Raw genomic sequence first — 26,282 nt, 5'->3', positions numbered from 1 at the left:
TTGTAGACATGGGATATATTGATTTAGTGAGTGCTTCCACAGGAGAGATGTCTAAACGCTACGGTTACATTTATGTTGATAAGCATGATGATGGAACTGGGACATTAGAGCGCAAAAAGAAAAACTCATTCTTCTGGTATAAAGATGTTATTAGTTCTAATGGAGAAATACTTTAATAGGAGTTGAAAAAAGAAGAGCAGGAATGCTCTTCTTTTTTCATGGAAGTATATCGGAAATTCCAACGAAGAAAATGATTGTCGCAACTATAAAACAAGCGATTGCTTTCGATTTTTGTATTTGCTGTATTTCATCAATACCCCAAAGGATAAATATGATGCTTAAAAGGATAAATACGTATGGGAAAAGAATAGAAATCTGTGCAAAGAGGCTAAATAAAGCAAGAATAAAAGCAATAGCAGATAGTAAGATTCGAAGGTTTGTTAGCATGGTATCCTCCTTAGTAGAAGTATTGTTATCGAGAGACAAGAATAAGGATGACAATACTTAAAATAAAGACGCCAGAAAAGAAAGAGAGTGTACTATTTACTTTATTTTGTTTCTGTTTTTCTTCTGCACTTATGATGAAACTCATAACAGCTAAGGCAATAAGCATATAGGGCATCGTAACAAGTGGGTTTCTAAACATTCCATATAGAGCGAGGGCGATGACGATGAGTGCGGATATAATACGAAATACTTTTAGCATACTATTCTCCACCTTTTTTTGTTTAGATTATCCTCAAATTTATTATCTGTTCGACAAAGCCAAATTGGTGAAAGTGATATATTCAGTAGGTGATTGAAATTACATTTTACATGTAGTGAAAGTAGTTTGATATTAAAACGAAGAATATAAGACTAGCAACGAAAAAATACGGAATACTCATCGATTTTCGTCCAGATTTCAGTTCATTAACTCCTATAAGAATAAAGAAGCAACTAAGAGAAAATTGCATGTATGGGAGAAGTATGAAATTACCGGTAATAAGAGAATAAGTGCAAAGAGAGAGTACGAGAATCATGAAAAGTATGAGAAAAATCCGTAATCCTTTTAGCATGAAGTCACTCTCCTTCTATCTTATGTATGTAATGATGAGAACAATCCAAGAGAAAGCACCAGCAACAATACAAATAAATCCGGTTCCTGAATCCTTTTTCTTTATTTGTTCAATTGCGATGAGAAACATTAAAGCTCCTAAGAAAAATTGCGAAAGTGGTAGAAAGTTATGTTGGCCTGTTAGTAAACCAATTGTGGATATGATTATTACAATGAACGCAATTAGTAAACGAAGTATACGAAGCATATTATGAATTCTCCTTGCTGCTTTTTGTATAAGGGTTATCTTCTGGTTTATCAACGGAATGTTTATCCCGCATTAACGGGCAGTAAAACTCCCACCTCAAGATTTGGCTGGAGCAAAGAAGTTAGGCGGGAGATCAACTGCCCGTAAACGCCCGATTGGTTCAACTAATAATCAGTGGGGGATGAACAAAACCCCCACTGATTATAGTTTCACTTTATATGCATAGCCTTTATTAATCGTCATGACGGAGAGTACTAGGATGACTAGGACGATTATAATCCCGATAACTAATATTTTGAACATGAAACCCCTCCTTTTCTTTATTTTACATAATTTTGTAATTGATGAAAACAATAGAAATTAAAAGGATGAAAGAAGGGTGTTACATGGAGAATAAAAAAACATATTATGTATCAGTTGGAAATGGTCAAATTTCACAAGTGAAGACGGCGGACACATATAATTTTGAAATTTATGCAAATGACGAGGAGATTACAAAGTTAAGGGAGTATTTTGATCAAGCATATGAAGAGGATCTAGGTTCGTTTGTACGCTCCCACGTTCCATTCGTTGAGTATCATCATGATTCAAATAATGATCGATATGATGAACAACTACAAGAAGCATATAAAATGATTTATGACTTAGGGAATCACGAAACGAAAGAATTAGTCGCACAAATGGGAATAATCAATGGATTATAATTGGATAATATTATGCAGAAAAGCGAGAATATGCTACAATTTGTGGTAGGGAAAGCTTGTAACCATCAATAGGGGAGTAATGGCATGTACAAATTTAAAGATTATTACCACAACACTGTACAATTATCGTTTGAACGTTACCCATTTTCTCCTGAGCCAAAGCATGTTTGGGTTGTATGCCGGTACGGGGATCAATGGTTATTAACGCATCATTTACGCCGCGGTCTTGAATTTCCAGGTGGTAAAGTAGAACTCGGGGAAACACCGGAAGAAGCGGCAGTTCGAGAAGTTCATGAGGAAACCGGCGGCATAGTTTCTGATTTAACTTACTTAGGACAATATAAAGTATCCGGAAAAGACAAAATAATCATTAAAAACATTTATTTTGCAACAATTAGTGCGGTAGAAGCACATACGCATTACGAAGAAACGAAAGGATCTGTTTTATTAACAGACATTCCTGATAACATTAAAACGGATAGAAAATTTAGCTTTATTATGCGCGATGATGTATTAGCGCGTACGATGAAACATATAGAAGAAATCGGCTGTTTTACGAAGTAAAGTGGCCGATTTCTTTTTTTGAATCAAAGTCTCCTCTTACTATTATCAGTTTTTTTCGGTAAATCGATATTCCTTGTCGAAACGTCGATATAATTTCATTTACTATCGTATTGTTTAAAAAGTTTACTTAATTTCTAACTCGAAAAACAAGAGTACTTCCAACAAATCATCCACCACATGTGAATGTTCAAAATCACCCCAAAATAAATCTCTCTTCCAAACGCCACGAATTCCTACGTTTTCAGCCCCAAGTACATCGTTTTCTGGATGATCCCCAACGTAAATACATTCTTCCGCTTTTACGTTTAGCCTTTGCAAAGCTCGTTCGAAAATTTCTCGATGTGGTTTTTTAATTTCTTCTGCTTCGGAAATGAGAATTGTATTTGTATACGTATGTATGTTTAAGGCACGAATATTATTTGTTTGAAAATCAGTAAAGCCGTTTGTAATAATACCAATTTTTATATTGTGCTGAGTTAGTTGCTGAAGTAATTCATGCATGTTTGAGAAAGGAATACAGTGATGTTGAAAATTTGTAATGTAGTCGTGCAACAGTTGCTCTGGTGTTAAAGTGGTAATGTTGTATTCGGAAAGGAGAGTAGCATATACTTTATCTTTCCACGTGTAGCCATTATTGTCGAGTTCAAGAAAACGAGAACAATACTCGGCTTGTTCTATGTTTATAAAATGAAGAGAAAAGCGATTGTATTGGTCGTGAATAAATCGCTCTAAAGATTGACGACGATCTAATAGTGTTCCATCTAAGTCGAATAGGACTGCACGAATCATATGTAACCTCCTCAAAGTTTTATAAATAATTATCGCATATTCGTTGGAAAATGATTATCATATTTTTGTAGAATGAAACGACGGAGGTTTATATGAAAGAACTGTATGGAAGGTTAGTTTGTTTCATTATTTCAATTAGCTTAGTGGCTGGATGTGATATGACGAAGCAAACTTCGAAAAGAGAGAAGAAAGATGTGTGCGAAACGAAAGAAGAATGCACACAAATAGGCGATAAAACGCTTCAAAAAGTATATAAAAAGATAGATGGACTTTCAGAGCTTGAAGTACCAGAAGATTATGTAGTGGAACAGCATACAAATAACGATATGAAAGAAGCAGGAATGAAAAAAGAGGATGATGAAAATTATTTCTTTTTAGCTTCGTATTATATTGATGGTAATGAAATTATAGAGCCTTATTTCGACAAACTAGATCGTAAACGATTGAATAAGGCTTTTGCGGATGATAAGGAAGCGAAAGAAGAAGTATTAAAGCAACGTAAAGATAGGGATTATCATGAATCGTTATGGGAGATGTATAGCACTCTTATTCCAGCTAAGTATCGCACTGATATAAAAGAGTTTGACATGGTAACAGACGGTTACGACGGAATTGTCGCCCACGTTATGCCAAGTGTGGAGTATCCGAAAGAGTGGACCATTAGTTTAGATACGCTTGATTCTGCAGTAAATATCGATCAAGTGATGAAAACATTAATTCATGAGACGGCTCACGTATTGACGCTGGGGAATAAACAAATACCAGTAAATGAAAAGTACTTAAAGGCTTTTGAAGAAGATAAAGATATTTCATCATACCAAAATAAATGTAAATCTCTTTTCTTACAAGAAGGATGTGCGAAAGAGAGCTCTTATATAAATCAATTCCATAATTTATTCTGGAAACCAATTGAGCAGGAGTGGACAGAAAAGAAAGTGGAAGAAAGCGAAGAAGCTCAAATTGAATTCTTTAAGGAAAAGCATGATGAGTTTGTTTCACTGTATGGAACGACAAATGTAGCAGAGGATATTGCGGATACATTTACAGCGTTTATATTACAAGATTCAAAAAAGGTGAAAGAAGGATCAGAATTAAAATATAAAAAAATTGCCTTCTTCTATCAATTCCCTGAGCTTGTAAAAATGAGAGCGGAAGTGTTAGCGGGATTATATGATGTTTCGAAAACTATAGAACAATAAAGTGGACACTAATGCGATGGATGTGTTCGATATATTTTAGCCAAGGGAAAACGTGAAGAATTTTACTTCTTTGCGTTTCTTTATATTTATAAGATTGAAAATTCTGTCTTTTTTAAAAAAGAAGAAGGAACTGAAGCTTTAAAATAGAATTAGTATAAAAATGTCACAAATTAGACACAATTATAATGCGCATATTATAGGGGCTATAAGTTTACTCTCGAGGAGGTAATGAAGCGTATGAAAACGATTCTTGCGGTTGCTGGTCTCATTTGGGTAATGTCTCATGGTTTTCCGATTTTTGAAGGAGAGCAAATTCGTAGTGCATTGGATAAAAAGTTTAATGATTATCATGTGATAGATCGAAAAGATAATGTCGTTACAGTGCGTGTGAAAGATTGTTTCCATACAGTTACGGTTGCGAATGGAAACGTTACAAATGAATCAAAAATGTGCGATCAAAGATAAAAGAAAGAAGCTGACTCTGGCGTATCGCTCTAAGTCAGCTTTTTTTTCGCTTTCCGATAAGGAGTTTTTCAAACGCCTCGACAAATACATACATAAGAGTTGCGAGGACGCAAGTGAGCAATACACTGAGCAAGACGAGTGTGAAGTTAAAGACTTGGAATCCATAGCTAATTAAATAGCCAAGTCCTTGTTTAGAAACGAGGAGTTCCCCAAAAATAACACCGACCCACGATAAGCCAACATTCACTTTTAACGTTGAAATAATTGCAGGGAAAGATGAAGGGAGAATAACGTGTTTATAGCATTGCCATTTATTTGCGCCAAATGTGTCCATGACCTTTATATAGTTGGAATCGACTTCTTGAAATGCGCTGTAAATAACGAGAATGGTAATGATGATGGAAATGATTACTCCCATTGCGATAGAAGATGAAATGTTTGGACCAAAAATAACAATGATAATTGGACCGAGTGCAACTTTTGGCATTGCATTTAGGACAACGAGATAAGGATCAAGTACGCGGGCTAAAAGTGGCATCCACCAAAGGAAAGTAGCGATAATAGCTCCGAGTACAGTTCCGAGAATAAAACCTACTCCGGTTTCCAGTAATGTCGTCCATATGTGAATCCAAAGTGAACCGTCAATCCATTTCGCTAAGAAGAGATCCCAAATGCTCGAAGGAGAGCTAAAGAGTAAAGGGTCAATCCACTCCTTTTTACTAGCTATTTCCCATAGCGCAAAAAAGAGGATGAGCAGTAAAAGCTGTAAAGAACGTGCTAACCATGCGCGCCTGCGTTCTTTTTTTCGAAACTGTTCATGTAGTTGTTTTATATTATCCAAGTCGTTCCAACTCCTTCCATATTTCTTGGAAGAGGGATGGGAAGTCATGGTGGTGGCGTGCTTCTAACGGTGATAAGGAACGAATACTTTCTGGGACGATGAACGTTTTTGCAATTTTTCCAGGGTTTGCCTGCAGTAAATAAATACGATCACTCATCGCGATTGCTTCTTCAATATCGTGTGTCACGAGTAGAGATGTTTTTTTATAGTTACGTAATAATGTGAAGACGAGATCTTCTAGTTTTAACTTTGTTTGATAATCGAGTGCGGAAAATGGTTCATCCAGCAATAAAATTTTTGGATCGGTCGCTAACGTTCGAACGAGTGCTGCACGTTGGCGCATACCGCCGGATAGTTCACGAGGATATTGCAGTTCTATATCATGCAAACCGACTTGTTGTAAAAGCTTTAATGTATGCTCTTTCGTATATTCGTCATAAATCTTCCGAATATGAAGTCCGAGCATAATGTTTTCTTCAATTGTTTTCCATGGAAACAAGTAATCTTGCTGGAGCATATAGCCCATAGATGGGGTCTTAGTTGTAATCGGTTCACCATCTAGAAATACGATACCTTCAATTGGATCAAGTAGCCCTGCGATGATGGAGAGGAGTGTTGTTTTTCCGCAACCACTCGGACCAAGAATAGAAATAAACTCTCCTTCTTCTACTTGTAAACTCATATCTTCAAGAATAAGTTTGGCATTTTCTTTTGCGAAAAAGCAGTGAGAAACGTTACGTATTTGTAAAAAGCTCATACACTTCGCCTCTATTTCTTAATAACGCTTTCGGCAATTTTTGTATTGACGAGCGTTTCATGTGGAACTTCTTTTTGCAATTCACCAGCTTCTTTCATAATCGTTTGGAGCTGTTTCCATTCAGAAGCATCTAATAATGGATTTGTTGCATAAGAATGTTGTTTTTTGTAGCGTTCAATTACTTTCACTGAAATGTCTTTTGAAGTGTCTTTAAATAGTGGTGAAACAGCATTGGCAATCTCTTCTGGACTATGAGTATCAACCCATTGCTGTGCTTTATATAGTGCACGCGTGAATTTTTCAGCAGCAGCTTTATCTTTCTTTAAGAAACTTTCTTTTGCCATAAACGTTGTATACGGAACAGTGCCAGATTCAGCTCCAAAAGACGCGACGATATAACCTTTTCCCTCTTTTTCCAGTATACTTGCAGTCGGTTCAAAGAGCTGTACAAATTCTCCCGTACCAGATGAAAAGGCATTTGCAATATTAGCAAACTCGATATTTTGAATTAAGTTCGTATCTTTGCGAGGGTCAATGCCATTTTTCTTTAAAACGTATTCACCAACCATTTGTGGCATGCCGCCTTTACGCTGTCCTAAAAACGTAACGCCTTTTACGTCGTTCCAATTAAAAGAATCTAATTTTTTACGGGAAACTAAAAATGTGCCATCTGTTTGTGTAAGCTGCGCAAAATTAATGACAGGATCTTTTGCTCCTTGTTGATGAACATAAATAGACGTTTCTGAACCAACAAGCGCAATATCAATTCCGCCAGATAAAAGGGCGGTCATCGTTTTATCTCCGCCAGCTGTTGTTTGTAAGTCAATATTTAAACCTTCCTCTTTAAAAAATCCTTTTTCAATTCCAACATATAATGGTGCGTAGAAAAGAGAGTGGGTAACTTCGCCAACGCGAATTTTTTGATCTTGCTCTTTCGTATTTTCCTTTGTGCTACTACAAGCAGTGAATGTGAAAACAGCTAATAACATGATGCAAAAAACGGTAATTAATTTTTTCACTATATGACACCTCCTAGAAGTCAATCTACAAGCATAATATGTAGGTAAGTGCCCATATGTGAGTATATATAGCAGGAATTTTTGGGGTAGTAAAGAAGTACAAATATAAGGGGTGATAAAATGGATTACGAATACGATGATAGCGTACATTTACATCTTGATTATTTCGGAACTGAATGTGATATGGAATCGATTGCTTATAAGAGGAAGCATGAAGACGTGTGGGATGTATATTTTAATTTTGGAGTATATGGTATTCAGAAAGATGATGTAGAGGCAGGAATGTTTATGGACGAATATGCCGGTTATTACGTTTTTTCTGTACATGCTCGTGATCTTAGCTGGGAATTTGGAAGTGCACAGTTTGAAGAATGGGTGCTCCGGAACCATATCGTAGAAAAAGCGCTGCAAAAATAAGGAGGAATTTCGTGATTGGATTTCTCATCTTATTATGTATTTGCGTAGCCGGAGTTTTCATTATGCAAGTGCTCATTTACCGATTTGCAAAGAAAAATATTCATAAGTATAAGGAAATGAAATGGATTCATATGTGGCTAGATATGACTATGAAAAAGGGGCCGAGATTAGATTTTTTTGATTTTATCTTTATAGTAATCGTGTGTATCATATGGAAAATATGGATGCTTCCTCTTATATAGTAAACATGCTAATCATTTCATCATTTTTTCCTTTCATAAATAAGTAACAAAAAGAACCTGTCGCATTGAACTGTATCCCGAATCATGGGCACTTAAAAAAGCCCATGATTCGGGGTTTTTGTGTGTTTTTATCAATAAACCTCGTTATCCTTAATCCATATAAAATATAGATTTTAAAAAAACTCCCCTTAGGCATCTAAAGGGAGTTTTTTAGGTTTATACATCAGTAAAATATTACTTTTAAATTACTATAAATCTATTTCTTTCGTGTTAGAACCATTACAACAAACCAAAATAAAATAACTAAATCTGCGATACAAATTGCTATTGGAATTTAAATACAAGTCTCGTTGTCTATACGATTATTTGGTATGATTAACCTGTGAATAATTGTAAACTTCATAAGGTGTATGATTGGAAATTTTCGAAAAAAAAGAATTGAAATTCCAAGAATATTGGATAGAAGTTTAATACATAAAACTTGGTTATCAAGTCAGAGGAAGGCACCTTAGGGTGTCTTTTCTTTTTTTCTTAAAGGACCTGCTCAATTAATGAGTAAAAACATAAAGTAAATTGAATCCGTTAAAATACATGAGTGACACCTTGTTTTCTCCTCTTATCTAAAGGAGGAACTATTATGGGCTTTGGTGGTAGTTGTAGTAGTTGTGGCGGCGGCTTTGCTTTATTAGTTGTATTATTTATTTTATTAATCATAGTTGGAGCTTCTTGCTTCTGCTAAAAAACTATCGGAAAAGACACTCTTATATGGGTGTCTTTTCTTTGTTTTTACTAATTAAGACACAGAAAGCGCCTTTATCCATTCTACAATTAGTCCATTTGTTGTTGTTCTTCTTTTTGTAATTTAAAATGGTAATTGTTAAATAGGAAGAGAGGATAAGAGTATGAGAAAGCAATCCAAATTCTAACGGCTTGTGAGAAGTAATTCGAATGAAGAATGGAATATATAGCATGAAGTAAATAATGAGGAAAATGATTTTGGGAAATGAGAATGTAGGTGTATTCACATTGGCCCCCCTTTTTCCAATTGTAGCATATAGTGTTACATGGGAAATTCAATGCATACGACAAATTACGACAATTGGGTTCATACATATTTGTTATTCTATTAAAGGTCATTATTTGTAATGTATATATAGGAGGATTTTTTAATGTTAAAGAAATTATTATTATTTGTACTTACGGGCTTATGTGTAGTTGTTTTAACAGCTTGTAAAGATGAAGAGGACAAGCTGAAGGCAGCGGAAGAACAGAAAATAGATGAGAAGAAAGTAGAAGATAAGAAGGTAGAAGAGGAAAGTAAACAAGAAGAACAACAAAAGGCAGCGGAAGAAAAGCGTAAGCAGGAAGAGCAGCAAAGAGTAGAAGAAGAGAAGCATAAGCAAGAAGAGCAGCAAAGAGTAGAAGAAGAAAAGCGTAAGCAAGAAGAACAGCAAAGGGTAGAAGAAGAAAAGCGTAAGCAGGAAGAGCAGCAAAGAGTAGAAGAAGAAAAGCGTAAGCAAGAAGAGCAACAAAGAGTAGAAGAAGAAAAACGTAAGCAAGAACAGCAGAAGATCCAGCAACAACAGTCTGCACAACAAGAGAGAACACAGAAACAAGAAAAAACAACACAAGCAACGGGTGGGAAGCCGACAAGATCACAAATTTCGGTCGGTTCCCATGTAGTTATCCAATTAGATAAAGATTATAGTAAAACTGTGAGCGGTGTTGTGAAAGATATTTTAACAAACACGGAAACACATACGTACGGAATTAAAGTTCGATTACAAGATGGACAAATTGGCCGTGTTCAAAGTGTTGGGTAATGAAAAAGAAAAAGAGATTTCCTTTCTTAGGAAATCTCTTTTTTCTATTCGGTATGTACAAAAGGTAACAGATGACACTATACGGAGGGTGTACATGAGAAGACGTTGTGTACATAATATGTTATGTTTATATAAGTAATATTTTATTACGGTGCGGGGTGAAATTAATAAACAGAAAAGAGGGAATGAATTGAGGGATAATTCTTCATTTCATCAGCCAAGAAGAAGTATATTAATTTCAGCGCTTTTAAGTGGTTTAGTAACCTTATATGTTGTACCCACACTTTTCTTGATTTTAAAATATTTTAGTTTAGATGCGATGAAAGATATGTTAAATCAAAAAATTGTTTTAAGCACAATGACAATTTTGATGTGGGTTGTACTACTGTATGTTGCATATTTAAATAAAGGTATAGTTAATAAATTTAAACCGATTATTCGGATTTATATTAGAACTTTTTTAGTAGCTCATGCGGTTACTCTACTTTTTATTTTTATGCAAAATAATATGGACCTATTCAATACAATGAATTGGATTTACAGCTATAATGCACAGTTTATATTTAGCTTAATTTTAATTTATGCGATATATGTCTTGGTGTACAACGTACTTGGAAAAGTTTTTTTGAGTACTATTTTGACAAGCAGTGTATTAATTATTTTGGCTATTGTAAATCACTTTAAAATTATTTTTAGAGGAGAGCCTCTATATCCTTCTGATTTTACACAGATTGGCCATATGCAATCTGTTATACCGATGGTGATGGAATATTTTAGTTGGAGTTATATTTTTGTCGTTATCGTAAGTATTGTAGCTTGTATTATAGCGGGGATATATATTAGAAAATATATTCAAAGTGTAAAGATTCATCCAGGAGTAAGAGCCTTATTAGTAGTAGGATCCGTTTTTGTTTTATATGCGTATGGTAATTTTACGAATACGTTTATGAATAAATGGTTTCAAAAGTCGGGTATAGAGTTCGTTTTGTGGAATCAAAATGAAAATTATGCTTCGAATGGTTTTGTGTTAGGCTTTATAAGTAATTTAGATACGACAGTCATTGAAAAGCCGAAAGATTATTCAAAAGAAAATATGCTTCAAATAGCAAACGACATAAAGAAACAATATGGTAGCAATATAGGGGTACAGAAACAAGAAGAGAAACCAAATATTATTTTTGTAATGAGTGAATCGTTTTGGGATCCAACGAAATTAACGAATCTTTCCTTTAGTGAAGATCCTTTACCGAATTTGCATCATTATATAGAAAGTTTTCCAGGTGGACAAACTATTTCGCCAACATTTGGAGGGAATACTGCGAATGTTGAATTTGAGGCGTTAACGAGTTATTCAATGAGTTTGTTAAAACCAGGATCTATACCATATCAGCAAGTCGTTACAAATAAAATAGAAATTCCATCCATTCCTCGAACATTGAAAAAAGAAGGGTATTACACGAGCGCTATTCATTCGTTCGGTCGCTCATTTTTTAAACGCGATGATGTATATAAAGTGTTAGGTTTTGATAATTTTAATGCACAAGATACGATGGAAAATGTAGAAGTTGATGGAGATTATATTAGCGATTTATCTATAAGTAAAGAGATAATAGCTGAATTAGAGAAACAAAAGAAACCTACGTTTGTTCATGCAGTTACGATGCAAAATCATTTTCCATTTACAGAAGGAAGATTTGGCGAAAATCAAATCGAGATTAGTGGATTAGAAAATGAAGAATCGAGGGCTGAATTAGAGACTTATACAGAAGGTTTAAGACGTTCAGATGAAGCTCTTCAATATTTAATAGAGCAACTAGATAGTCTAGATAGACCTACATTATTGGTGTTTTTTGGAGATCATCTCCCATCACTAGGAACAAATAAATCTCTTTATAAAGAGACTGGCTATATAACAAATGAAAAAACGCCAAGTGAACGATTAGCAATGGCACAAACGCCATTATTAATGTATGCCAATTTTGATATACCAAATGACAATTTAGGTTTAGTAAGTCCAATTTATTTTTCAAACCTTGTCCTTGATTATGCTGGATTAAATAAGGTACCGTTCTATCAATTTTTATCGAAGTTATATGAAGAAGTTCCCGTACTTCGTGACGAATTGATGATAGGAAAAGACGGAGAAGTAATAAAAAATTTAACAGCGAAGCAAAAAGAAATGTTAAAGCAATATGAGTTTATTCAATATGACTTACTCGCCGGAAAGCAATATAGTAAGGATATATTATTTAAATAAGCGAAAAAAAGAACTTGTATACAATACAAGTTCTTTTTTCATAGTATTTAACGGGGTAACCAGACAGTCTGGGTTTAGGGAATATTACCTGTACATTTAGTATAAATTAAAATAGAATCGATTTATTGATTGATTTGTGAGAAGTGTGTGAATCTTTCGTTTAGTGTATAATTAGATGATTTGTTTCTAGGGAATAAGCTTGACTTTATTACATTTTTACAGAGGTTAGCTTCTCCAAAGGAGATTGCACATATTGATACGAACACTATGCAGTCAATTCCCTTTTTTGAACGAATTATTGAACCGTATACGTATTCTATGACTATTCTTTACTGTTTCTATATTCGTTTTACATATGATGATCAAAGGAATAAAGAAAGAGCAAGGTAGTAATCTATATTCTATGTATAAAAAGACAAAGAAAGAGCCATATGAACAAAGACAGGAAAAGAAGGAAATAGATAAATCATTGTTCATTCCGGTGTCTTCTAAATCGATAGAAAAAGGTAGTTAAGAAAAAGAATTTGCCGTAAGGGCAAATTCTTTTTTTGTAAAGTAACTATGAATTTAAAAATTTAATAAGTTCTTTATTTAACTCATCCGCTTGATCGATAGGAGAGCCGTGCCCGCTATTTGTAAGAGGGTATATTTCAGAGTTTTTAATTCGCTCTTTTGTTAGCTCAGCGCTTTTATAAGGAATAAGTTGATCGTGAACACCGTGGAATATTTTTGTTGGGACGTTAATTTTACTTAAGTCCTTCGTTACGTCTTCGTTTGCAGCAGCTTGCAAAATTTTGATGAGAGCATAGGAAGCGGACTGCATACCGAGATAAGAAAACCATTCTAACGTAGCGGCTCCTAAGTTCCTATTAAAAAATGATAAAGATACATCATTTAGAAATTTAGGCAAATTTACATACATTTGATTAATAAGGGTATCTGCTTGTTCTTTCGGTACGCCGTAAGGGGATTGTTGGTTTTTTACGAAAGAGGGGGAGACGGCATCGATTAATGCAAGTTTAGAAATATGGCGACCGTTATATCGGGACATGTATCGAATAGAAAGAGCACCGCCGACTGAGAAACCAACTAACGTAGCATTTTGTATTTGAAGTGCTTCTAATACAATTGCGATATCGTCAGCTAAACGATCGTATGTGTAACCGGTCCATGGTTTATCAGATTGCCCGTTTCCGCGAATGTCCATGGCGACGCAGCGAAAACCGTGCTGTGGTAAAACATTGAATTGATATTGAAACATTTGGTGATTCAAAGGCCATCCGTGTACGAAGAAAACAGTTTTACTGTCAGGATCTGGGTTCATATCTTGCACAAAAATATGTACATCTTTTTCCACTGTAACGAACATGATATATCCTCCTCATACATTTTAATAGGCTCTCTCCCAAAAGCGCCGTTTTGTCATTGCCTGAATAAATTCATTCGCAAATAGAGTAGGGTTTTGTTCTGTTATAACGCCAGGTTTTCCTTCAATATTTAAAGATTGAATAATAGTAGTTCCATTTTGGAAAGCCCCGATTGGCTTAAAGTGGTTATATGATTCTACTACAAATGAATTTGCTTTATTAAGAAAATGATCATCAATATTTCCACCAATAAGAAGTAGGCCATCGTAAAGAAGTGGAGATCCTGTTAAAAAAGTATCATTTACATCCCACTGTACATTTTGTGTTCCTTGCACTATACCTAATCGTTCAGAAATAATTACTGGCTGCAGACCGACTCGTTTGAATTGCTGAAGCATAGATTGTGCGTTTTGTCCGTCATACCCGTTTGCAACAATGACACCTACCCGTAATGTACTTGGACTAAATGTTGTATTTGCCATACTGAGTGCTGGAGATGATTTTGTGACATTGGATTTTTGAACATTGGGTACTGTTACCCCGACCGCTTCTGCGACTAAAGTAGCCAATTCTGTACTAATATGACCAATCATACTTACGACTTGTTGGCGAACAGATTTACTTTTTACTTTTCCTAATTCAAAGGAGAAGGCTTGTATAATATGGATTTTTTCGACATGACTCATACTATTCCAAAATAAGCGTGCTTGTGAGAAGTGGTCTTTAAAACTTGCAGCTGTTTCTCTCGTTTTATGCCCAGATACAGTAGAAGGGTATGTAACAAATCCACCCTTTGTTCCAGGGACAGTGTAAGGAGAATTATTAGCTAAGGAGTTATTATGATAAGCGACTTTCCCTTTATCAATTATATATTTAGAAGCACCATCTCTTTGGTTGTTATGAAACGGGCATATCGGACGATTAATCGGTAATTCTTGATAGTTTGTACCGACGCGCGCCAATTGTGTATCTGTATAAGAAAAGAGCCTACCTTGTAAGAGAGGATCATTTGTAAAATCAATACCACGGACAATGCTTCCAGGATGCAGTGCGACTTGTTCTGTTTCAGCAAATACGTTATCAACGTTCCGATTTAACGTCATTTTTCCGATGATTTTAACAGGGAAGTCTTCTTCCGGCCAAATTTTTGTTGCATCTAATATATCGAAATCGTATTTAAATTCATCCTCTTCTTCTAAAATTTGAATGCCAAGTTCATACTCAGGGTAGTTTCCAGCATTAATATTTTCCCATAAATCACGGCGATGATAATCTGGATCAGCACCGCCTAGTTTTTGAGCTTCATCCCAAATTAACGAGTGAACGCCAAGCTTAGGCTTCCAGTGAAATTTTACGAATCGGGACTTTCCGTGCGTATTAACTAAGCGAAATGTATGAACGCCGAATCCTTGCATCATTCGAAAACTTCTCGGAATTGAGCGATCCGACATAATCCACATCATCATCGCAGCTGATTCTTGATTATTGGCGATAAAGTCCCAAAAAGTATCATGTGCTGTTTGCCCCTGGGGAATCTCATTATGTGGCTCGGGTTTAAGAGCATGAATAAGATCCGGAAATTTAATACCATCTTGAATGAAGAAAATTGGAATGTTGTTTCCTACTAAATCGAAATTTCCTTCTTCTGTATAAAACTTAACAGCAAACCCTCGTACATCTCGGTTCGTTTCATTTGCACCTTTTGATCCAGCAACTTCGGAAAAACGAATAAAAATAGGTGTTTTTTTAGATGGGTCTTGTAAAAAATGAGCCATTGTTAAGTCTTCTAAAGATTCATATAGCTCAAAAACACCATGTGCTCCGTAACCGCGGGCGTGCACGACTCTCTCAGGAATTCGTTCGCGGTCAAAATGAGCGAGTTTTTCTCGCATAAGGAAATCTTCTAAAAGTGTAGGACCACGATCGCCGGCGGTTAAAGAGTTTTCATCATTTGAAATTTTGACACCTGTATTTGTTGTCATCTCTTTTCCTTCATTGTCTTTTGTAAAGGATTGTAACTGTTCTATTTTTTTATTTTCACGACCGTCCATATAAAGCACCTCCCATATTATACGTATTATTTTTCATGATTTTTATGCTTACATATGGTCTGAAGAAGTATATTATCTATGGATTGATTTTCCTCATTTGTTCAATTTATCTTTGTTTGTCTATGAAAATCATTTATTATAATAAATGGTATTCTTTTGAAGGGGTGTTGAAGTGGGAGAGAGTTTTCTATCAGCTAAAGAAGAAAAGAAAAACGCTCAGATTTTCTTATGGGTAATGCATGTTATTTTAATTGTATACGAGGTTGCATACGTGATTATATTAGAAAATAAAATGCCTTTAGGAAATTGGTATAAAGTGATATGGAAGCTTGCATATATTATGGCTATATTAGGTATTAGTGTTTATTTATTTGAGAGAGGAAAAGCATATTTAGTTAAATATACATATTTATTTGCATACATGATCGCAGAGATTTTTAATATTGGATGGTATGCTTTTCATAATACAATAGCATTTGATGAAGGGAATGTAATTGAATATATTTTCATTTTCTTCGTACCGATATTTTTGAGTAAAAGATATTTATTTGTCTTAGCACCATTTCTTATAGGGAAATATATGATATACCTATTTGTATTTGGAGAACTTAACTTGTTTATACCTCTTGTTATAAATATGGTGTTACTTTTCGTGTCATTTATTATTTTAAATCGATTTTTAGAATATCTTTCAGCGGTAAAGGGACGTATTGCAGAGGCAAGTCAGTCACAAAAATTGGCGGTTATCGGAAAAATGGCAGCGACAGTCGGACATGAAATTAAAAATCCACTTGCTTCATTAAAAGGGTTTACGCAATTACAAAAAGAGAAACACGAAAAAGATGCAACATATGGACAAATGATTCTTGAAATAGAAAATATGAATAATATGATTAGTGAATTAATGGAGGTTGCTACATGTAAACCTTCTGTTTATGAAAAACACATTGTAAGTGATGTTTTAGTACAAGCGGTAGAAAACATGCGCGGAAAAATGGAAGAGTTAAATATAAATTGCACCTTTAATGAAGAGCAAAATAGAAGTGAAATTGAATGTGATAAACGCAAATTAAAAGGAGTATTTTTGTATGTTATTAAAAATGCTTTAGAGGCAATGGAACATGGTGGAACATTAAAAATACAAGTTGAAAATAAAAAAAGAGATTACGTAATAGTAAGTATAGTAGATAGTGGCTTTGGGATAAAAAAAGATAATTTAGGAAGAGTTAAGAATGCTTTTTATACAACAAAGCAAGATAGAATTGGATTAGGTCTTACGGTAGCAGAGCGAATTATTACGGAGCATCTTGGAGAATTACACATTTCTAGTGAAGTAAAGAAAGGAACGAGAGTAGAAATACTGCTCCCGAAAAAATGTGGGCGCGATGTGACACAAGATTAAGAGGTGTTGTTAAAGGAGTTATCATATGGAAAAAGACAATATATTTGAAAAAGAAGAGATAAAGGCATTAAAAATGTTTTTAAGCTTATTCTTCGTTATATTTTTTGCGTATGATTTTACTGAAAAGGCTAGTGTCCTTTTATCAGATGAAAATCAAAAACTAGCAGATGTTTTTGGAGAAGGCTTAGGTCTATGGCTATATAGTTTGATGATTGGATTATTCTTTATAGGACTTTATTTTATGAAACGGAAAAAGCCTTATATTGTGAAGTATATTATTTTAATTGGCTATAATATATTGGATTTTATTAATAACTTCACTATTTATTACGGAAGTGATATGGAATTTGATGGCGGGAATATAGTAGAAGGATTCTTTATTTTATTTGCACCGATATTTGTGAATAAGAGGTACTTTTGGTTAGTTGCCGGAACTATTGTTGGAAAATATGCACTTATGGGATTCGTTGTTCAATCCTTTATTATTCTTATCCCAATAGCATTATATAGCGTGTTTGTTATTATATGTTGGATTATATTTTTAAGATTCCAATCTTACGTTCGTACACTTGAAATGATGGACAAAGAAATACAAAAGGTAGAAAAATTGGCGATGGTTGGAAAAATGGCAACAGTAATTGGTGATAAGATTAGAAGACCGTTAGAAAAATTGAAAAAACTTGTAAATAAGCAAGCGAAAAAATATCCAGAAGATAAGATTTATAGTGAAATTATGAGACAGGAAGTAGAGCGAATTCATACGATTGCTACAGAACTAAATGGGTTTGAGAAATCTAAATCGGTAGAATCCGAAACTCATAATATTAAAGAAATCATCTCTTATGTTATCAGAGTTATGGAAAAGCCAGCTTTAGAACAAGGGATAAAGATCCATGCTATTTATAGTAAAGATATACCTTCAATTACATGTGATGAAAAACGATTGAAACAAGTATTTTTTAATTTAATAAAAAATGCGATTGAAGCAATGTCAGTTGGCGGAACTATTACTGTAAAAGTTATAGTGGAAGATGTGATAATTGTTCAAATTATAGATGAGGGATGCGGCATTCCAAAAGATAAAATTCCGAAGCTAAATGAAGCTTTTTACACAACGAAAGAAACTGGAACAGGCTTAGGATTAGTAGTTACGGAAAAAATTATTAAAGATCACCACGGTAAATTGAACTTTGAAAGTGAAGTTGGAGTTGGAACGACTGTTGAGATTATGTTGCCGATTTAATGATAGTGTAAGAGATAAATAGAAAACATCACTTAATCAAAAGTGATGTTTTTTTGATTTATCTTGCGCTAAGATCCAATTGGTTGAACCAATAATCAGTAGGGAAGGGATCCCCCTACTGATTAAAGTTTTTTCTATAGAGTACAGTTTAAATAGAGGTAATTAGAAAAATGGAGTATATAGCACTGTCAGTAATCCCAGGGCTAATATAAAGGCATAATGCATCTCCTCTGGAAACTGGATTTCCAGTTGTTGTACTAGTCCAAATAACAGTGGCAGGTCCTGGTAAAGGGGTAGGATCATACACTTGGACTAGCTGTGATCCAACGTCTGAAGGAGTAATAGTAAATGTGATTGTTCCAGTGATTTTGGCCGTAGTGGTAAAAGTAATAGTAGATATAACGTGATTAGAGGTAGGGGCGGAAAGGTTTGTTGGGACATTAGTGCAGATTTGAATTGTATAAACTTCTATAGGCAAATTATTTACATTTATAGATGCAGAAAAACCAGCTATATTTCCAGATCCAGCAACTACATAAGGAATAATATTGGAATCAACTGCTGGAGCACCTGCTATACGTTGAAACTCAGTGTTAGTTCCTTGGAAAAGGATGCTTTTTGCTGAACTGCTTCCAGCGGGTCCGGTGTTCCCGGTAGGTCCGGTGCTCCCGGTAGGTCCAGTGATTCCGGTAGTCCCAGTAATGCCAGTAGGTCCAGTGCCCCCGGTAGTCCCAGTAATGCCGGTAGGTCCAGTGCTCCCGGTAGTCCCAGTGATGCCAGTAGGTCCAGTGCTCCCGGTAGTCCCAGTGATTCCGGTAGGTCCAGTGCTCCCGGTAGGTCCAGTGATTCCGGTAGATCCAGTGTTTCCAGTAGGTCCAGTAATGCCAGTAGGTCCAGTGATTCCGGTAGATCCAGTGTTTCCAGTAGGTCCAGTAATGCCGGTAGGTCCAGTGCTCCCGGTAGTCCCAATGATTCCGGTAGATCCAGTGTTTCCAGTAGGTCCAGTAATGCCAGTAGGTCCAGTGCTCCCGGTAGTCCCAGTGATTCCGGTAGATCCAGTGTTTCCAGTAGGTCCAGTAATGCCAGTAGGTCCAGTGCTCCCGGTAGTCCCAGTGATTCCGGTAGATCCAGTGTTTCCAGTAGGTCCAGTAATGCCAGTAGGTCCAGTGCTCCCGGTAGTCCCAGTGATTCCGGTAGATCCAGTGTTTCCAGTAGGTCCAGTAATGCCAGTAGGTCCAGTGCTCCCGGTAGTCCCAGTGCTCCCGGTAGTCCCAGTGATGCCAGTAGGTCCAGTGCTCCCGGTAGTCCCAGTGATGCCAGTAGGTCCAGTAATGCCAGTAGGTCCAGTGCCCCCGGTAGTCCCAGTAATGCCGGTAGGTCCAGTGCTTCCAGTAGGACCAGCTTCTACTAATACGATATAATCTGGAGATACATTCGGAAAACCTTGAGGTGCATCTTTTTTTACAACATAGCCGCTACTCGTGTAAGTCACAACTTGTCCCGTTTTATAGTTAGGAGCGGCTGCTAGACTAAAAGCGGTAGTACTTTGCAAACCGGCCCCAGTAGGTCCGGCATTGCCAGTAGGTCCTGTAGCACCAGTGGGTCCTGTAGCGCCAGTAGGTCCAGTGCTTCCGATAGAACTACTGTTACGTCTACCGTCACAGCTAAAACAATTGCGTTGATACATGTACTTTCTCCTTTCTATATTTTTGAAAATCTATTATAAAAGTAGAACCACTATATATATATTGTAGATTCTATATTTTTGTGTGGTCAATTGTATTGTGTATATAGATTTTAAAAATAGGGGAGGTCTTATTAGTTCGATAACTAAGGTTTTATAACCACCATTTTTCCTGTGGAAGCAAAGTAACGTCCGCATCAAAATTCTCTTTAAACCAATCATACATCAATGTCTCTTTCACTAAATATTCAGAGGCAGAGTGTGACACACCGATGAGTGACATGTTTGTTTCTTTTACGTAATCCATAATGAGCGAGTATTTATGCTTGCCGTAATCATTGTCGATATGACAATGGATTTCTCCTGTAATATATGCTTCAGCACCTTTTTCTTCTGCTTCTTTCATTAAAGATACGACATCGCCGCAGCCAGCGATAATTGCAATTTTCTTGATGGAATCGTGTTGTTTACCTTCGAAGTCTATATAAGGAATATTAAAGAGCTTTTTTAGACGTTTTTGGAGTTTTTCTGTTGTTGTTTCATCTATTTCACAAATGAGACCGACCGGTTCGTTATCTGGACCACCGTAAGCAAATCCGTCAATTACATTGGCTTGTAGTGCTTTTGCGATTGAAATGCTAGTTCCATGCGTTTGATGAAAATCCATTGGAACGTGACATGTATATATAGAAAGTTGTTTTTCCTTTATTGCCTGCAAATATTTTGATGAAATTGGAATAAATCCGTGCCCTGATTTTCCGAGTGGATCACCACACTCCATCACAAGTGGATGGTGCATGAAGAGTAAATCACCTGGCATGGATTGTGAAATGAATTTTTCGAGAACATCATCAGTTGGGAACACAGCTAAAAAGGTTGTGTTTACATTTTCAGCACCTCTTATCATAAGACCGTTAAATAGCTCAACAAAATTTGCTTCGAAAAATTGTTGCCATGGAAACTGGATTTGATCATATGTAGCTGGAATGAAGCGACTAAAGGCACTGTCTTTTCCGTATTTTTTAATTTGGAATAAATGATTAAGTGATTGTTCTATTTCTTTTAAGGCTGGCATGTTTAGTAATCCTCCTTAAGATAATTCTTACTTTGTTAGTTGTTTTTGTTTTTTATGGAAAAATAAGAAGCGGATAGGAAACAAATAAAACCTAGAATCCAGCCAATAGAAGGAGAATAGGGAAGTATATGTTGTAATACCATTCCGATAGAAATAAAAAAGCTACCTAATAGACCTAAGAAAGTGGGATATCGCTGTAGTTTGAACATCAGTGATACAACCTCCGTTATCGTGTATTAACTGCCCGTAAAAGCCTGATTGGCGAGGGCTAATAATCAGAGGGGGATGGATATCCCCCTGATTAAAGTTTCACTTTATCACATATATTGTATAGTAGTCTTAATTTTCTGTATATAAAATTTAAGAAAAATGGTGGTACAATATATAAATGATGCGAGAAGAGAGGATGTAGGTTCACACATGTACGTTACTGTAACAGAGGCAGCATATAAAAAGATTATGGATACGATTCCAAGTGAAACGAAATATATAAAGTTATTTTATGATAATGAAGGTTGCGGTTGTGTCATGAGTGGGATTATTGATTTAGTAGCCGTTTCAGAGAAAGATGAGCGCGATGTAGATATCGAATCAAGCGTACTAAATTTTATTGCAGACCGCACAAAGCTTGTATTTATGGATGATAAGTTAACAGTTGATTGGCATGAAGGTGGAGGGACTTTTCAGCTGAAGAGCCCAAGCCAGTTTTATAATCCAAATATGAAGTTACATGTTCGAGTATAATGAAGAGAGAGGGAGTGTATAATATGCTCCTTTTTCTTATGAATTTTTTCACATAATGAAATGTACATATGATTGAATTTTCTGTATAATCTTCTTTGCGGAGGGGGTTGCGCATGAAAAGATGGGGGATTGAGTTATTAATTTTAAGTGTCGTTATTATTTGGGGGATTAATTTTACAATTGCGAAATATGGACTTTTAGAATTTACAGCAATTGAGTTTACTGCACTTCGGATGATATCGGCAGCACCGCTTATGTTACTCCTTACATTTTTTATTGAAAAGTCGGTTTATATGGAGCGAAAGGATATACCTAGATTAATCATCGTTAGCGTTGTAGGTATTGTACTGTATCAAACATTATTTATGGAAACTGTCAAATATACATCCGCTACAAATGCCTCTTTACTCATTTCTATTTCACCTATCTTTACAACTGTATTTGCGATTTTTTTGAAACAAGAAAAGTTTTCTTCTCGAAAGTTAATCGGTTCAATGATTGCCTTTTTTGGTGTAGCATTAGTTTTAGTAGCAGGGCATTCACTTGCTAGTTCTTTTTATGGAAATGGAATTGGGCTAATTACATCGATATGCTGGGGGCTTTATCCTGTTTTAGCAGGACCATTAATTAAAAAATATTCAGCACTACGTGTTACTGCATGGTCTGCACTAGTTGGTGCGATTCCGCTCTTATTGTTAAGTGGTCCACATGTATTTTTAATGCCATTTCACATTACGCACGGAATGACACTATTTGCTTTACTATATTCTATTTTCTTTGTAACAGTATTTGGTTTAGTGATATGGTATGTTGGTATTCAAAAAATTGGAGCATCACATACGATGGTATATATGTATATTACGCCGCTCGTTGCTGTCTTATTTGCGGCCATATGGGCAAATGAATATGTATCGTTTCAACAAATAATCGGTGGAATTATTATTTTCTTCGGTCTATGGTTTGTGAAATCGGAGAAAGTAAAAGTTCATCCTACTGCGGGGGAACCTATATCAAAATAGGAAAACAGATCACCTATGATCTGCTTTCCTATTTTTTTATTTTTGGTAAGAAGACGAGAAATAAGATAGCAGTAATAAGTGGAATTAAGTTTAAAAATGGAATACGGAAGAGTGTGATAAGAATAATACCTGGAAGAAGAACACCGAGGACAGCGTAGAAAATACTATGATTTTTCGTGTACCAATACAATGAAAGTCCAATAAGTGCAGGGATAATGAGGTGAATGAGAGCCATTAAAAAATAAATCATTAGACGCCCCCTTTATTTATGTGCTTATTACATCATATCCGTATGTTCATAGATTGATATCACTTTTTTCATAAATGGACGAAAAATGTTTGGAAAAACGTCACAAATCATGAGAATATAATGTTTGAAATCTTGTATAATATTATTTCCTGAAAATATTTGAGCAACATAAACACATTGTTTATGTTGTTTTTAATTTGGAATGAATTTTAAGTAGTATGAACTCGAAAGAAATGAGTTATACAGCTTTTGTTGGATAGATAAAAACTACTGAAGAGGGGTACAGCATGATTAGTATGTCATTAAGATCGTTTAAAATTCAATCGTATTATCTACTAGGTATTCTGTTATTAGGCTGGATGTTAACACCGTTTTCAGCTCATTTTCTAGGTGCTGGAATTGGACTTATTGTAAGTATGTACTGTGTTTGGCTTTTAGGGAGACGAATTGAAAAGCTTGGAGATAGTATCGTAAAGAAGACAAAAGCGCCGACGCTCGGTATGTTTAATCGTTTTGCAGCTGCCATTTTGGGCGCTGTGATTATGTACGAAATTGAGCACCATATGGTTATGTGGGCATTTGCAGTAGGCATTTTGGGCGGTTATTTCTTAATTGTTGTTAATTTAGGCTATTATAGTATGAAAGATGAGAAAGAATTAACAAAGAGCTAAAAAAAGATAAAAAGATAAAAAAACTCTTTTTTAGATAGAATAGAGGATCCAGGGATGGATAGTACAACAGGAAGCGTAACTTTGCATAAAATGCAGGTTTCTGCTTCCACTAAGTTAACAGTAAATCACTTATTAGTATGACTCTTAGGTTCTTTAAAAAAGTTAGATACAATACAACAAACTATTCCGGTAATTAGAATAATGTATTTTATCGTTTCACTTGTATGCTCAAATAAATTAACATTAAGCATCACAAGTCCCCAAAACATTTGGATCGCTCCATAACTTAAAAAAGTTTTTCCTGTACGAAAAAAATTTTTTATAGTCCTCCTCCTTTCCTGTATATGTAAAATTTATCATAAAAATTAAAAATGAATGATTATAAAATGAATTTTCTGTAATTTCATGAGTTATTGGTATGGAATTTTATGAGCTAAGTCACAGATGAAGAGATTAAAGTTTCACTTTATATAAGATATAGAAAGAAGCTTACGTTTTTCACGTAAGCTTCTTTTTTATGTAAGTGTGTGTAACCGTTAAGCCGCATTGGGTTTTGTCGGTGAGTACGCGGAACTTTACGGTTACACGACACTTATTCATATGAGTAAAAGGGTTATTCCAACAGAAAGTTTATACTTAAGCGATTGGGCCGCCTAAGTTAATAATATCTTCAGAAACGCTATCAAACTTTTTGAAGTTTGCTTTGAATTCGTTTGCAAGTTCAATTGCTTTCACTTTGTAAGCATCTTTATCAGCCCAAGTTTGTTCAGGCATTAATACTTCGTCAGGTACACCTGGTACGTGAAGTGGAACTTCAAGACCGAAGATATCGTGTTTCGCAGTTTCAGCTTTTGCAAGTTCTCCGCTTAATGCTGCTTGAATCATTGCGCGAGTATAACCTAAGTTCATACGTTTACCAACGCCGTATTCGCCACCAGTCCAGCCAGTGTTTACTAAGAATACTTTCGCATCATGTTTCTCGATTTTTTCACCAAGCATTTCAGCATAGCGAGATGCATCAAGTGGTAAGAACGGTGAACCGAAGCAAGTTGAGAATGTAGCTTGCGGAGATGTAACGCCGCGCTCTGTTCCTGCTAGTTTACTAGTGTAACCGCTTAAGAAATGGTACATAGCTTGCTCTTTTGATAACTTACTGATTGGAGGCAATACGCCAGATGCATCAGCAGTTAAGAAAATAATTGTATTTGGATGTCCTGCAACACTTGGCAGTACGATATTGTCAATCGCATGCATAGGGTATGCAGCACGTGTATTTTCTGTTAAAGTAGTATCGTTATAGTCAGCGATGCGTGTTTGACCATCAATGACAACGTTTTCTAAAACTGAACCGAATTTGATTGCATCGAAGATTTGTGGCTCTTTCTCATGAGAAAGGTTTACACATTTCGCGTAGCAACCGCCTTCAATATTGAATACGCCGTTATCAGACCAACCGTGCTCATCATCACCGATTAATTTACGGTTTGGATCAGCGGATAATGTTGTTTTACCTGTTCCAGATAAACCGAAGAATAGTGCTACGTCGCCTTCTTCACCTACGTTTGCAGAGCAATGCATAGAAAGAATGTCTTGTTCAGGTAGTAAGAAGTTCATAATAGAGAAGATTGATTTTTTCATTTCTCCAGCATATTCTGTACCACCGATTAGCACGATACGTTGTTCAAATGAAACCATAATGAACGCTTCAGAATTTGTACCGTCAACTGCTGGATCTGCTTTAAAGTTTGGTGCAGAAACAATTGTGAACTCTGATTCATGAGTTGCTAATTCTTCTTCAGTTGGACGAATAAATAATTGATGTACGAACAAATTATGCCATGCGTATTCGTTAACAACTTGAATTGGTAGGCGATAGCTGCGGTCAGCGCCAGCAAATCCTTTGAAGACGAATAACTCTTCTTTTTCTTTTAAGTATTCTAAAACTTTCGTATATAATTTATTAAAATGTTCTTCAGAAATCGGTTGGTTCACAGCTCCCCAAGCAATTTTGTCAGCAACCGATGCTTCCTTCACAATAAATTTATCTTTAGGAGAACGTCCTGTGTATTTTCCTGTTGAAGCAGAAACGGCACCAGTAGAAGTTAATTTCCCTTCATTTCGCATTAATACTTTTTCCACTAATTGCGGAACACTTAGTTGAATCTGTGCATTGCTTCCGTTCAATAATTCATGTAAACCAATTTGGACATTCACAGTACTCATATTTATATACCATCCTTTTCATTTAATGAAATATTTCTCGTAATCCCCATCAAGAGTATAACACAATTATATAAATAATGTATACTATTTATTTATTTTTGTTTGTGTGAATGGATTAGTTCCTTATTAATATTTCATCCTAATACGTATTGAGAAAAACTTTCAGGAAAAT

The 26,282-nt window shown here is 35.5% G+C and carries 29 protein-coding genes and 2 pseudogenes; 16 read left to right on the top strand and 15 right to left on the bottom strand.

Annotated elements, in window-relative coordinates; translation table 11 throughout:
* Positions 1-8: 8 nt before the first annotated feature.
* Complete coding sequence (locus tag LUS72_RS23810) at positions 9-176, top strand: family 1 glycosylhydrolase (RefSeq protein WP_097829569.1); 168 nt, start codon at positions 9-11, stop codon at positions 174-176.
* A 40-nt stretch (positions 177-216) separates the two neighbouring features.
* Here LUS72_RS23810 and LUS72_RS23805 read toward each other — a convergent pair whose 3' ends face one another.
* From LUS72_RS23805 to ytzI, 4 genes and pseudogenes are all read right to left on the bottom strand, one after another.
* A complete protein-coding gene (locus tag LUS72_RS23805; RefSeq protein ID WP_097829570.1) occupies positions 217-447 on the bottom strand; it encodes a DUF3953 domain-containing protein in 231 nt (76 codons plus the stop codon).
* Positions 448-472: 25 nt separating this feature from the next.
* Positions 473-706 carry a hypothetical protein gene (locus LUS72_RS23800; protein ID WP_097829571.1) on the bottom strand — a complete coding sequence of 78 codons (234 nt, stop codon included), beginning with the start codon at positions 704-706 and terminating at the stop codon, positions 473-475.
* A gap of 367 nt (positions 707-1,073) precedes the next feature.
* Entirely contained in the window at positions 1,074-1,304 is a 231-nt protein-coding gene (locus LUS72_RS23795) for a DUF3953 domain-containing protein (RefSeq protein WP_097829573.1), read from the bottom strand.
* A 213-nt stretch (positions 1,305-1,517) separates the two neighbouring features.
* Positions 1,518-1,628, bottom strand: a pseudogene (ytzI, locus tag LUS72_RS23790) (YtzI protein); the annotation flags it as partial.
* Between the two features lie 62 nt (positions 1,629-1,690).
* On the opposite strand from ytzI, the gene LUS72_RS23785 reads away from it, so the two are divergent.
* Both LUS72_RS23785 and mutTA read left to right on the top strand, forming a co-directional pair.
* On the top strand, positions 1,691-2,008 hold the full coding sequence (locus tag LUS72_RS23785) for a hydrolase (RefSeq protein WP_097829575.1): 318 nt from the start codon (positions 1,691-1,693) through the stop codon (positions 2,006-2,008).
* An 84-nt stretch (positions 2,009-2,092) separates the two neighbouring features.
* Complete coding sequence (gene mutTA / locus LUS72_RS23780; RefSeq protein WP_000276383.1) at positions 2,093-2,572, top strand: antimutator 8-oxo-(dGTP/GTP)ase; 480 nt, start codon at positions 2,093-2,095, stop codon at positions 2,570-2,572.
* A gap of 123 nt (positions 2,573-2,695) precedes the next feature.
* On the opposite strand, the gene LUS72_RS23775 is transcribed toward mutTA, so the two are convergent.
* Positions 2,696-3,361, bottom strand: a complete 666-nt coding sequence (locus tag LUS72_RS23775) for an HAD family hydrolase (RefSeq protein WP_097829576.1) — start codon at positions 3,359-3,361, stop codon at positions 2,696-2,698.
* A gap of 92 nt (positions 3,362-3,453) precedes the next feature.
* Between LUS72_RS23775 and LUS72_RS23770 the strand changes: the two genes are divergently transcribed.
* Positions 3,454-4,560: a hypothetical protein gene (locus LUS72_RS23770; protein WP_097829577.1), complete on the top strand. Its 1,107-nt coding sequence runs from the start codon at positions 3,454-3,456 to the stop codon at positions 4,558-4,560.
* Positions 4,561-4,797: 237 nt separating this feature from the next.
* Entirely contained in the window at positions 4,798-5,025 is a 228-nt protein-coding gene (locus LUS72_RS23765; RefSeq protein WP_097829578.1) for a hypothetical protein, read from the top strand.
* A 34-nt stretch (positions 5,026-5,059) separates the two neighbouring features.
* On the opposite strand, the gene LUS72_RS23760 is transcribed toward LUS72_RS23765, so the two are convergent.
* The 3 genes from LUS72_RS23760 to LUS72_RS23750 are packed head-to-tail and all read right to left on the bottom strand — an operon-like array spanning position 5,060 to position 7,642.
* The gene (locus tag LUS72_RS23760) at positions 5,060-5,866 is read right to left on the bottom strand and encodes an ABC transporter permease (protein ID WP_097829579.1); all 807 of its coding nucleotides are present in this window, start codon (positions 5,864-5,866) and stop codon (positions 5,060-5,062) included.
* On the bottom strand, positions 5,859-6,623 hold the full coding sequence (locus LUS72_RS23755; RefSeq protein ID WP_097829580.1) for an ABC transporter ATP-binding protein: 765 nt from the start codon (positions 6,621-6,623) through the stop codon (positions 5,859-5,861). Before LUS72_RS23755 ends, LUS72_RS23760 begins: the two co-directional genes overlap by 8 nt.
* A gap of 11 nt (positions 6,624-6,634) precedes the next feature.
* Complete coding sequence (locus LUS72_RS23750; protein ID WP_097829581.1) at positions 6,635-7,642, bottom strand: ABC transporter substrate-binding protein; 1,008 nt, start codon at positions 7,640-7,642, stop codon at positions 6,635-6,637.
* A 120-nt stretch (positions 7,643-7,762) separates the two neighbouring features.
* Here LUS72_RS23750 and LUS72_RS23745 point away from each other — a divergent pair, with 120 nt between their 5' ends.
* From LUS72_RS23745 to LUS72_RS27295, 6 genes and pseudogenes are all read left to right on the top strand, one after another.
* The gene (locus LUS72_RS23745; protein ID WP_097829582.1) at positions 7,763-8,059 is read left to right on the top strand and encodes a DUF3986 family protein; all 297 of its coding nucleotides are present in this window, start codon (positions 7,763-7,765) and stop codon (positions 8,057-8,059) included.
* An 11-nt stretch (positions 8,060-8,070) separates the two neighbouring features.
* A complete protein-coding gene (locus LUS72_RS23740; protein ID WP_097829583.1) occupies positions 8,071-8,301 on the top strand; it encodes a hypothetical protein in 231 nt (76 codons plus the stop codon).
* A 637-nt stretch (positions 8,302-8,938) separates the two neighbouring features.
* Entirely contained in the window at positions 8,939-9,040 is a 102-nt protein-coding gene (locus LUS72_RS23735; protein WP_000505688.1) for a YjcZ family sporulation protein, read from the top strand.
* Positions 9,041-9,470: 430 nt separating this feature from the next.
* Positions 9,471-10,124, top strand: a complete 654-nt coding sequence (locus LUS72_RS23730; protein WP_097829585.1) for a YwbE family protein — start codon at positions 9,471-9,473, stop codon at positions 10,122-10,124.
* A gap of 190 nt (positions 10,125-10,314) precedes the next feature.
* Positions 10,315-12,381, top strand: coding sequence for an LTA synthase family protein (locus tag LUS72_RS23725; protein WP_097829586.1), 2,067 nt, complete (start codon positions 10,315-10,317; stop codon positions 12,379-12,381).
* A 322-nt stretch (positions 12,382-12,703) separates the two neighbouring features.
* Positions 12,704-12,895, top strand: a pseudogene (locus LUS72_RS27295) (hypothetical protein); the annotation flags it as partial.
* Between the two features lie 45 nt (positions 12,896-12,940).
* Here LUS72_RS27295 and LUS72_RS23720 read toward each other — a convergent pair.
* Positions 12,941-13,750 carry an alpha/beta fold hydrolase gene (locus LUS72_RS23720; RefSeq protein ID WP_097829588.1) on the bottom strand — a complete coding sequence of 270 codons (810 nt, stop codon included), beginning with the start codon at positions 13,748-13,750 and terminating at the stop codon, positions 12,941-12,943.
* Positions 13,751-13,771: 21 nt separating this feature from the next.
* On the bottom strand, positions 13,772-15,799 hold the full coding sequence (locus LUS72_RS23715) for a catalase (RefSeq protein ID WP_264448353.1): 2,028 nt from the start codon (positions 15,797-15,799) through the stop codon (positions 13,772-13,774).
* A 172-nt stretch (positions 15,800-15,971) separates the two neighbouring features.
* Here LUS72_RS23715 and LUS72_RS23710 point away from each other — a divergent pair, with 172 nt between their 5' ends.
* Both LUS72_RS23710 and LUS72_RS23705 read left to right on the top strand, forming a co-directional pair.
* Positions 15,972-17,201 carry an ATP-binding protein gene (locus LUS72_RS23710; RefSeq protein WP_097829590.1) on the top strand — a complete coding sequence of 410 codons (1,230 nt, stop codon included), beginning with the start codon at positions 15,972-15,974 and terminating at the stop codon, positions 17,199-17,201.
* A gap of 25 nt (positions 17,202-17,226) precedes the next feature.
* On the top strand, positions 17,227-18,444 hold the full coding sequence (locus LUS72_RS23705; protein WP_097829591.1) for an ATP-binding protein: 1,218 nt from the start codon (positions 17,227-17,229) through the stop codon (positions 18,442-18,444).
* Between the two features lie 148 nt (positions 18,445-18,592).
* On the opposite strand, the gene LUS72_RS23700 is transcribed toward LUS72_RS23705, so the two are convergent.
* Together LUS72_RS23700 and LUS72_RS23695 are read right to left on the bottom strand one after the other, a co-directional pair.
* A complete protein-coding gene (locus LUS72_RS23700; protein ID WP_272502240.1) occupies positions 18,593-20,131 on the bottom strand; it encodes a collagen-like protein in 1,539 nt (512 codons plus the stop codon).
* A gap of 151 nt (positions 20,132-20,282) precedes the next feature.
* Complete coding sequence (locus LUS72_RS23695; RefSeq protein ID WP_097829592.1) at positions 20,283-21,203, bottom strand: Nif3-like dinuclear metal center hexameric protein; 921 nt, start codon at positions 21,201-21,203, stop codon at positions 20,283-20,285.
* Between the two features lie 420 nt (positions 21,204-21,623).
* Between LUS72_RS23695 and LUS72_RS23690 the strand changes: the two genes are divergently transcribed.
* Both LUS72_RS23690 and LUS72_RS23685 read left to right on the top strand, forming a co-directional pair.
* Entirely contained in the window at positions 21,624-21,947 is a 324-nt protein-coding gene (locus tag LUS72_RS23690) for an iron-sulfur cluster biosynthesis family protein (RefSeq protein ID WP_000289574.1), read from the top strand.
* A 113-nt stretch (positions 21,948-22,060) separates the two neighbouring features.
* Entirely contained in the window at positions 22,061-22,966 is a 906-nt protein-coding gene (locus tag LUS72_RS23685; protein ID WP_097829594.1) for a DMT family transporter, read from the top strand.
* Positions 22,967-22,994: 28 nt separating this feature from the next.
* Here the strand turns inward: LUS72_RS23685 and LUS72_RS23680 are convergent, their stop codons facing one another.
* A complete protein-coding gene (locus LUS72_RS23680; protein WP_000639043.1) occupies positions 22,995-23,216 on the bottom strand; it encodes a hypothetical protein in 222 nt (73 codons plus the stop codon).
* Between the two features lie 287 nt (positions 23,217-23,503).
* Between LUS72_RS23680 and LUS72_RS23675 the strand changes: the two genes are divergently transcribed.
* The gene (locus LUS72_RS23675; protein WP_097829595.1) at positions 23,504-23,887 is read left to right on the top strand and encodes an ATP synthase subunit I; all 384 of its coding nucleotides are present in this window, start codon (positions 23,504-23,506) and stop codon (positions 23,885-23,887) included.
* Positions 23,888-24,012: 125 nt separating this feature from the next.
* Here LUS72_RS23675 and LUS72_RS23670 read toward each other — a convergent pair whose 3' ends face one another.
* Both LUS72_RS23670 and pckA read right to left on the bottom strand, forming a co-directional pair.
* The gene (locus LUS72_RS23670) at positions 24,013-24,210 is read right to left on the bottom strand and encodes a hypothetical protein (protein WP_264449080.1); all 198 of its coding nucleotides are present in this window, start codon (positions 24,208-24,210) and stop codon (positions 24,013-24,015) included.
* Between the two features lie 313 nt (positions 24,211-24,523).
* Positions 24,524-26,110, bottom strand: a complete 1,587-nt coding sequence (gene pckA / locus LUS72_RS23665; protein ID WP_097829597.1) for a phosphoenolpyruvate carboxykinase (ATP) — start codon at positions 26,108-26,110, stop codon at positions 24,524-24,526.
* Between the last annotated feature and the right edge of the window lie 172 nt (positions 26,111-26,282).

The organism is Bacillus cereus, assembly GCF_025917685.1.
Lineage (GTDB): Bacteria > Bacillota > Bacilli > Bacillales > Bacillaceae_G > Bacillus_A > Bacillus_A cereus_AT.
Note: the sequence above shows the minus strand (reverse complement) of the source record. Positions and strands in the feature narration are given on the sequence as shown.

Coding starts and splice junctions, on each gene's coding strand:
- LUS72_RS23795 (WP_097829573.1), bottom strand. CDS start 1,304: ATGCTTCGTATACTTCGTTTACTAATTGCGTTCATTGTAATAATCATA.
- LUS72_RS23675 (WP_097829595.1), top strand. CDS start 23,504: ATGATTAGTATGTCATTAAGATCGTTTAAAATTCAATCGTATTATCTA.
- LUS72_RS23805 (WP_097829570.1), bottom strand. CDS start 447: ATGCTAACAAACCTTCGAATCTTACTATCTGCTATTGCTTTTATTCTT.
- LUS72_RS23810 (WP_097829569.1), top strand. CDS start 9: ATGGGATATATTGATTTAGTGAGTGCTTCCACAGGAGAGATGTCTAAA.
- LUS72_RS23695 (WP_097829592.1), bottom strand. CDS start 21,203: ATGCCAGCCTTAAAAGAAATAGAACAATCACTTAATCATTTATTCCAA.
- LUS72_RS23730 (WP_097829585.1), top strand. CDS start 9,471: ATGTTAAAGAAATTATTATTATTTGTACTTACGGGCTTATGTGTAGTT.
- LUS72_RS23700 (WP_272502240.1), bottom strand. CDS start 20,131: ATGTATCAACGCAATTGTTTTAGCTGTGACGGTAGACGTAACAGTAGT.
- LUS72_RS23685 (WP_097829594.1), top strand. CDS start 22,061: ATGAAAAGATGGGGGATTGAGTTATTAATTTTAAGTGTCGTTATTATT.
- LUS72_RS23720 (WP_097829588.1), bottom strand. CDS start 13,750: ATGTTCGTTACAGTGGAAAAAGATGTACATATTTTTGTGCAAGATATG.
- LUS72_RS23715 (WP_264448353.1), bottom strand. CDS start 15,799: ATGGACGGTCGTGAAAATAAAAAAATAGAACAGTTACAATCCTTTACA.
- LUS72_RS23800 (WP_097829571.1), bottom strand. CDS start 706: ATGCTAAAAGTATTTCGTATTATATCCGCACTCATCGTCATCGCCCTC.
- LUS72_RS23735 (WP_000505688.1), top strand. CDS start 8,939: ATGGGCTTTGGTGGTAGTTGTAGTAGTTGTGGCGGCGGCTTTGCTTTA.
- LUS72_RS23775 (WP_097829576.1), bottom strand. CDS start 3,361: ATGATTCGTGCAGTCCTATTCGACTTAGATGGAACACTATTAGATCGT.
- LUS72_RS23765 (WP_097829578.1), top strand. CDS start 4,798: ATGAAAACGATTCTTGCGGTTGCTGGTCTCATTTGGGTAATGTCTCAT.
- LUS72_RS23745 (WP_097829582.1), top strand. CDS start 7,763: ATGGATTACGAATACGATGATAGCGTACATTTACATCTTGATTATTTC.
- LUS72_RS23705 (WP_097829591.1), top strand. CDS start 17,227: ATGGAAAAAGACAATATATTTGAAAAAGAAGAGATAAAGGCATTAAAA.
- pckA (WP_097829597.1), bottom strand. CDS start 26,110: ATGAGTACTGTGAATGTCCAAATTGGTTTACATGAATTATTGAACGGA.
- LUS72_RS23680 (WP_000639043.1), bottom strand. CDS start 23,216: ATGATTTATTTTTTAATGGCTCTCATTCACCTCATTATCCCTGCACTT.
- LUS72_RS23690 (WP_000289574.1), top strand. CDS start 21,624: ATGTACGTTACTGTAACAGAGGCAGCATATAAAAAGATTATGGATACG.
- LUS72_RS23755 (WP_097829580.1), bottom strand. CDS start 6,623: ATGAGCTTTTTACAAATACGTAACGTTTCTCACTGCTTTTTCGCAAAA.
- LUS72_RS23785 (WP_097829575.1), top strand. CDS start 1,691: ATGGAGAATAAAAAAACATATTATGTATCAGTTGGAAATGGTCAAATT.
- mutTA (WP_000276383.1), top strand. CDS start 2,093: ATGTACAAATTTAAAGATTATTACCACAACACTGTACAATTATCGTTT.
- LUS72_RS23770 (WP_097829577.1), top strand. CDS start 3,454: ATGAAAGAACTGTATGGAAGGTTAGTTTGTTTCATTATTTCAATTAGC.